Source organism: Pseudomonas sp. SDT291_1_S447, assembly GCF_054070155.1.
The window spans coordinates 1-7,014 of record NZ_JBSVXS010000189.1; the positions used below are offsets into that span (position 1 = coordinate 1).

The 7,014-nt window shown below is 56.3% G+C and carries 7 protein-coding genes; 3 read left to right on the forward strand and 4 right to left on the reverse strand.

Going from position 1 to position 7,014, the window contains the following annotated elements; genetic code table 11:
* Positions 1-78: 78 nt before the first annotated feature.
* A complete protein-coding gene (locus tag ACW9IR_RS28075) occupies positions 79-1,707 on the reverse strand; it encodes a glucan biosynthesis protein D (protein WP_457465869.1) in 1,629 nt (542 codons plus the stop codon).
* A 392-nt stretch (positions 1,708-2,099) separates the two neighbouring features.
* Between ACW9IR_RS28075 and ACW9IR_RS28080 the strand changes: the two genes are divergently transcribed.
* The gene (locus ACW9IR_RS28080; protein WP_007908956.1) at positions 2,100-2,285 is read left to right on the forward strand and encodes a hypothetical protein; all 186 of its coding nucleotides are present in this window, start codon (positions 2,100-2,102) and stop codon (positions 2,283-2,285) included.
* On the opposite strand, the gene ACW9IR_RS28085 is transcribed toward ACW9IR_RS28080, so the two are convergent.
* Positions 2,282-2,488 (reverse strand): hypothetical protein, encoded by a 207-nt coding sequence (locus tag ACW9IR_RS28085; protein WP_457465871.1) that lies wholly within the window; start codon positions 2,486-2,488, stop codon positions 2,282-2,284. The two genes, ACW9IR_RS28080 and ACW9IR_RS28085, sit on opposite strands and share 4 nt — an antisense overlap.
* A gap of 85 nt (positions 2,489-2,573) precedes the next feature.
* Complete coding sequence (locus ACW9IR_RS28090; RefSeq protein ID WP_457465873.1) at positions 2,574-3,086, reverse strand: BRO-N domain-containing protein; 513 nt, start codon at positions 3,084-3,086, stop codon at positions 2,574-2,576.
* 300 nt (positions 3,087-3,386) lie between these two features.
* Here ACW9IR_RS28090 and ACW9IR_RS28095 point away from each other — a divergent pair, with 300 nt between their 5' ends.
* Both ACW9IR_RS28095 and ACW9IR_RS28100 read left to right on the forward strand, forming a co-directional pair.
* A complete protein-coding gene (locus tag ACW9IR_RS28095; protein ID WP_457465875.1) occupies positions 3,387-4,640 on the forward strand; it encodes an AAA family ATPase in 1,254 nt (417 codons plus the stop codon).
* A 2-nt stretch (positions 4,641-4,642) separates the two neighbouring features.
* Positions 4,643-5,269, forward strand: a complete 627-nt coding sequence (locus ACW9IR_RS28100; protein WP_110721209.1) for an RloB family protein — start codon at positions 4,643-4,645, stop codon at positions 5,267-5,269.
* A 43-nt stretch (positions 5,270-5,312) separates the two neighbouring features.
* Here the strand turns inward: ACW9IR_RS28100 and ACW9IR_RS28105 are convergent, their stop codons facing one another.
* On the reverse strand, positions 5,313-6,797 hold the full coding sequence (locus ACW9IR_RS28105) for an APC family permease (RefSeq protein WP_457465877.1): 1,485 nt from the start codon (positions 6,795-6,797) through the stop codon (positions 5,313-5,315).
* Between the last annotated feature and the right edge of the window lie 217 nt (positions 6,798-7,014).

A 7,014-nucleotide genomic window follows, 5' to 3' on the forward strand; every position in this document is an offset into this window, starting at 1 on the left:
TGTCCCTCCTCCTCCCTTCAAGTCCTACCATACAAGCGAGCTTGCTCGCGAAGAGACCCATGCAGGCGCCTCAAATCATCAAGGGTATTTGCGCTTATCCGGCGCCGGCGGGAAGTACTGGTACAACCAGGTCTCGCTCAACGTGCGGTCATTGGTGCGGATAAACAACCGCAGTTCCACCGGCTCCACGCTGTCACTGGTCGGGTACCAGTCGAACAGGATCCGGTAACCCTTGATGTCATCCAGCACCAGCACGCTGAAGTCCTGCACCTTGCCGTTCGAGCAGGTCACCACCGGCTCGATCCCGGTGCCCGGCGGCAGTCGATCCAGACCGCCACCAGTGAAGTCCACGGCAAAACGACGCGCCCAAACCGGCGGATAATGCTCGCCCGGTGCCCAGCCTTCGGTGAAGCCGCCCATGCCGGAACGGGTCGCGTGTACGCGGGCCAACGGCGTGCTCACCGGCGGCAGCGCGCTCCAGTAGAGCTTGTAGCCATAGTTCAGCGAATCGCCGGCAGCGACCGGTTTTTTCGGGGTCCAGAACGCCACGATGTTGTCGAGGGTCTCGCCAGTGGTAGGAATTTCCAACAGATCGATAGAGCCTTCACCCCACGCCGTGGTCGGTTCTACCCACAGGCTCGGACGCTTGCTGTACCAGTCGACGGTGTCCTGATAATTGGCGAACTCGTGGTCGGTCTGCACCAGACCGAAACCTTTCGGGTCGGTGTCGGCAAACGCATTGAATTGCAGGGTCGCCGGGTTATTCAGCGGACGGCAGATCCACTCGCCGTTGCCGCGCCACATCGCCAGACGATCCGAGTCGTGGATTTGCGGGTGGATGGTGTCGCACATGCGGCGCTCGTGGGTGCCGCAGCTGAACATGCTGGTCATCGGCGAAATGCCCAGTTGCTCGATCGCCGTGCGCGCATTGATGTGTGCATCGACTTCCATCACCACGCGCTCGGCCTGGCAATCAATGTCGAAACGGTAGGCGCCAGTGGCACTCGGCGAGTCGAGCAGGGCATACACCACAAATCGGGTGGCGTTCTTGTCCGGTGTCTCGAACCAGAACTTGGTGAAGTCAGGGAATTCTTCGCGTTTTTTCGCGTAGGTATCGATCGCCAGGCCGCGCGCCGAGAGGCCATATTGGCCAGTGGCGTCTACCGCACGGAAATAGCTGGCGCCGAGGAACGACAACACATCGTGACGATCCAGCTCCGGCGCTTTGAACAGCTTGAAGCCGGCAAAACCGAGGTCACCCTTGAGCTGCTGGGTGTCGACTGAAGTGTTTTCATAGTTGAACAGTGCCGGGCGGAAATGCACTTCGCGGGCAGTGCGCGTCTTGGCGTCGACGCTGTACATGCGCACCGGCTGACGGAACCCCATGCCGACGTGGAAGAACTGTACGTCCAGCTGACCCTTGTTTTCCTTCCACAGCGAATGCTCGCCGTCGTAGCGGATCGCGTTGAAGTTCTGCGGGGTCATGGTCGCCAGGGTTGGCGGCAGCATCTGTTTGGTGTCCTGATAGGCGCTGCCAGCCAGTTGCTTGGCCTGGCGCTTCAGCGCTTCGAAGTCGAAGGCCTGCGCCTCGCCATCGGCGGCGCCGCCATTGGCCGCCCACGCGCGGGTGGCCAGCAGGCCAGTGGCCGAAAGACCGGTGTAAGCCGCAATGGCCATGGACGCTTTGAGCAAATTCCTGCGGTGCATAAATACAACCTGTCGTGAGCAATCCCGCGCCGTTCCTGGCACGTGCTGGATCAGAAATAACGGTTCGGACAAGCCTTCGGCCAAACGCAACGGACTATTAACAGATGCCCGCTAGCTTAAACGGTTCGCTCGCAATGCAAAATTCGTTGATTCACCGCGCCAGTGTGTCAATGAAACAAGACATGTCGGTTAAATATCTGACAGGGCATTCTGATTTACACGGCATATCTGCTTTTTTCGACTAATTACTCTAAAAACCGCTTTTCAGCGCCGATTTAATTTCTATTCTATGGGCATGACCGGTGCTGACCGGTAGGGCACACGGCGCTGCTGTAAGGGGCAGGGCGATGTGGTGGTTTAGCAATTCTTTGAAGTATTGAAGGACATCGTCCATGGCAAAAATACAAGGTATCACCGACATGCTGGGCATCTTTCCCTGCCTTGGCAGCGGCCGCAAAAGGCGTCGGCTCAGCTCTGACGAAGTGAAACTGGTTGAGCGATATCGGGAGCTTTCGGAGAATGACCGGATTGCGATGCGGTATCTGGTGGATGCGATGCGGAGTGTTTCGCGGTTTTAACGCTGGGGTGGGCACCGTGAAAGCCATTTGGCTTTTACGGTGGCCAGGTCAATCAAATTGCCTGCGTCGGCATCGGTGATGCCGACGTGAATGGCTTTCTGAAGCTCGGCACTGTCGTTTAGTTTCAGGTAAGAGATCGCAAAGCTTTCATCACAGGGAATGACTTCCTCAATCTGAGGAAATTTGAGTACGGTTCTGCTCATTTGAATTCAACTCGCTAGAGATGGACACGCTAAACCTATGGCGAGGGAGTTTGCTCCCTCGCCATAGGTTTCTTGTTTATGAGCTTTAGCTGCAAGTGGCCAGAACCGGATACGGCCGCTGGCCTTGCATCAACTCCGGCACATCCCGCCATTTGACCCACGCCTGCTGTTGCCAGTGCAGCAACGGCACGGTGATGCCTGCCCAATGCATCGAACTCACGCTGGGGTGGTTTTTCACAGAGCTTGAATGGGTTTCGCGCAGCATCGGGATGACTTCATGGCTCAGCCATTGGCGCAGGTGTCGGTTTTCCGGGACGAAGTGATGGACGAGCAGGGCGAACAGGCCGGATTCGCTGACCATCGCGCAATCGATGATTTCGCCGTCCCGACGCAGAAGGACATGGCGACGCTGATCGGGATCGAGTTTCAGGGTGAGACGTTCGTTTAGCGGATAGCCCATCAAGCGACCGAGATCCTGAACACAGAACCAGGCTTCGTGGTCTTGCATGAAGGCGTGGAGGAAGCGGTTGTGGCGAGTGAAGATGGTGGGGGTGAAGAAAGCGGAGCTTTCAGAAGGAATTTGTACGTGATTAGGCATTTTTCGACTCCAATATTGAGAATAGAGCCGCCACTCAAATGAGTGCGGTCACGCCGTTTTGATATTTACTCCGGCTCCGACACCGGGCCGCTGATTTCGCTGCCGAGAGAAAGCCTATCGGCTAGCAACCTACGACGCCAAGTCGGCTCTATCGACACCTACTGTAGGAAAGCGGGCCTATCTCTGAAGGCTGTATTTGTAGGAAATGCCTGATTTTGCAGTGCCAACAGCAACCAAACGCCCAAGCCGTCGTTTTTCCTTTATCTATTCGGATCCACGGAATGAACTGCAGGTTTCTCCATGTTGATCGAGTTTTCAGTTTCCAATTTCCGCTCGTTCAGGGACCGGCAAACCCTGTCCATGGCGGCGAGCCCTCTTCTGAGTAAATCACTCAACACATTCAAAGCATCCACGAATACGGAAAAGCTTCCGGAACTGCTCAAGGTCGCTGCGATTTATGGACCGAATGCGTCCGGCAAGTCATCGTTGATTCGAGCGATGGGCGTCGTCGGGAGCTTATTGGCGATACCAGCTGACACGCTAGATGCCGCGTTACCCGTTTCAGCGTTTCGTTTCGACGAAACACTGAAAGATGAACCCAGTACTTTTGAGTACGACTTTGTTCAAGGTGGTTTGCGCTATCGATTTGTCCTTGGTTTGACGGCGCAACGGATTGTTCATGAGCAATTGCTCTGCTTTCCAGAAGGAAAGGAGACATTGCTGTACAAGCGTCAGGTTGATGCGCAGGGCGAGCACTATCTTTTCGGCGAAACCCTTGAGGGGGGCAAGGAAGTCCATCGCGCATGGCAGCGTTTGACCAGCCCCAAGATGTTGTTTATCGCACAAGCGGTGATTCACAGCAGTGAAGAACTGATGCAACTGCGCGTACCGTTTTCCTGGTTTCAAAGTGGTCTGCTGGTGATTGAGCAGAACAACATGCCCGGTTTAACCACAGCTTCGATTCGATTTCTTCAGATGGTTAAAAGCCATACGAGCGACTTACGTGATTTTCTCTGCGCGCTGGATATTCCGGTATCAGCGATTCAACTCAGTCCGGATGATTCTGTTTCGGCTGCCGATAACAGAAAACTCACGCTTAAGGAGTTCATTGCCGCCGCGCAACGGGACAAGCTGACGCTCACACACTCGAGTATGTCGGGTGAAGCCGAGTTTGATTTTTCGGAAGAGTCTTGCGGCACGAAGAACCTGATTGGTTTCTGGCTGCCGTGGTTCATGATGAATCAGGCCGGTGGCAGCGGTGTTCTCAGTGTCGATGAGTTGAGCAGCAGTCTGCACCCTGAAATCGTCGCCGATTTGATCGCCAGACATCTGGACAACGGGCTGAATACGCAACTGATTTTCACCACCCACGACACCCATCTGATGAATGAGAAAATTCTACGTCGCGATCAATTCTGGATTACAGAACGCGATGCTCACGCTGCCACGCATCTGTTTTCCGTGCACGACTTTGAAGGTCAGGAAAGTGAGGACGTCGAGAAGCGCTACTTCGAAGGGCGTTACCGCGGATTGCCGCTGATAAGGCGGGGCTGACAATGGTGAGTTCGAATAAGTCGTTCGATCGAAAAGCCTCACGCTTTAAGCCCCAGCCTAATGTTTTGGTGCTCTGCGAAGACAGCAAGTCAGGTAAGCGTTATCTGGAAGAGGCGGCACTGCACTTTCGTGCTCGGGCAAAGGTTGAAATCGTCCACTGCGGTGTAACTCATCCGAGCGGCATCGTCGATCGAGCGATGAGGCGACAAGCGCACTTCGACAAAGTCTTCTGCGTCTTGGATCGTGATACTCACCTGTGTTTTGAACGTGCATTGAGTGAAGCGAAGTCTCATCCAAAAATCACAGTTATCGCGTCGTATCCATGCTTTGAATTTTGGCTTCTTTTGCACTTTGGCTTTAGCCGAAAACCCTTCAGGTCTGCCGGGAAAAACTCTCCGGGTGATCTGGTGAGCAAGAGTTTGAAGACTAAGCCCAACATGGCGAATTATGAGAAGGGTAAAGGCATCAGCTATTTTGCTCAGTTGCTGGGTGAGCCCTTTCACCGGGCTAGAACGCTGGCGCCGAAAGTACTAGAAGACGCAGTGGCCAGTGGCGAGCCTAATCCAAGTACCGAAATCCATTTGTTGATGGATGCATTTGAAGCGTTATCCACACCCCAACGGATCTAGCACTGTTAACCGTGCCCGCATCCTTGCGGGCAGGTATTGATTCTTAGCGACTCACCTTCCACGCATCCCCAGCCGGCGCCTTGCCATGGTCATACGGCTTGCCAATCCACATATAAACCAAGCCCAACCCAATCACGATCGCAGTACTCAACACCATCGCATAGTTCACGTACCACGCCGCATCCGGCGTACGTGGCCAGGCCATGTTGATGATTGCGCCAACGCCGTACACCAGCGCGCCGATGTTCACCGGCCAGCCCCATGCGCCGAGGATGAATTTGCCGCTCGGTTTCCAGCCTTTGCTGCGGGCGTACAGCGCGGCCAGGACGATCATCTGGAACGCGAGGTAGATGCCGATGGCGGCGAAGCTGACGATGGTGGCCACGGCGTCTTGCAGGAAGAAGCCGAGGGCGATGATCAGGGCCGGTAGGACGCCGGACACGAACAGTGCGGCAACCGGTACTTGGGTGGTAGGAGAAATCTTTTTCAGCAGTCGGCTGCCGATGACCATTTCGTCGCGAGCGTAGGAGTACAGCAGGCGGCTGGCCGCGGCTTGTAGGCTGATGACGCAGGAGATGAAGGAAATCATCACCACGCCCATCACCACTTTCGAACCGACCGGGCCGAAGGCGTTGTTGAGGATGGTGGTGACCGGGTCTTTGTCGGTGCCGTTGATCACCGCTTGCATGTCCGATACGGCGAGGATCAGCGCGAGGCAGGCGAACATCGCCGCGATGCCGCCGATGTAGATGGTCATACGCATGGCCACCGGGATTTTCGCGCTCGGGTTAGGGGTTTCTTCGGCAACATCGCCGCAGGCCTCGAAGCCGTAGTAGAGGAACATCCCGGCCAGCGAGGCGGTGAGGAACGCCGGCAGGTATGAGCCATCGACGCTGATGTCGAAGGTGTTGAACAGCACGCTGAGCGGCTGATGACGCTCGAAGATCAGCAGGTAAACGCCGACGATCACCGCGCCGACGAGTTCGCAGAGAAAGCCGAACATGGCGATGCGCGCCAGCACTTTGGTGCCGCTGAGGTTGACCAGTGTGGCGAACAGGGTCAGCACCAGGGCGATGACGATGTTGGTGTTGTTGCTTGGCTCAAAACCGAGCATGGCGGCCAGGTACGGGCCAGCGCCGACCGCAACGGCGGCGATGGTAACGCAGAGGGCGATGGAGTAGATCCAGCCGACCATCCACGCCCATTTTTTACCGACCAATCGGCGTGCCCACGGGTAAACGCCGCCGGAAATCGGGAACTGCGAAACCACTTCGCCGAAGATCAGGCACACCAGCAACTGGCCGCAACCGACCAGCAAGTAGGCCCAGAACATCGGTGGGCCGCCGGCGGCGAGGCACAGGCCGAAGAGGGTATAAACCCCTACGACCGGTGACAGATAAGTGAAGCCCAACGCGAAGTTTTCCCACAGGCTCATGCTGCGGTTGAAGTTCGAGGTGTAGCCCAGTTTGCGCAGTTGTTCGGCATCGCTGTCGGCAACGGCTGCGGCGAGATCGGGTGAGGCACTCATGTGTGATTGCTCCGTGAAATCGGCAGATTTCGGATGGCCGAGGCCGTGGCGGGGCCATGCAGGCGCCGCCCGGTTCGGTAGTTATTGTTTTGGTTTCGGTGAAGCCTGTTGGTGAATCGCCGACATCATCCGTGTGTCGCGGAAAAGATCGCAGCCTGCGGCGGCTCCTACAGAAGAGGGCGTCCATCATGTAGGAGCTGCCGCAGGCTGCGATCTT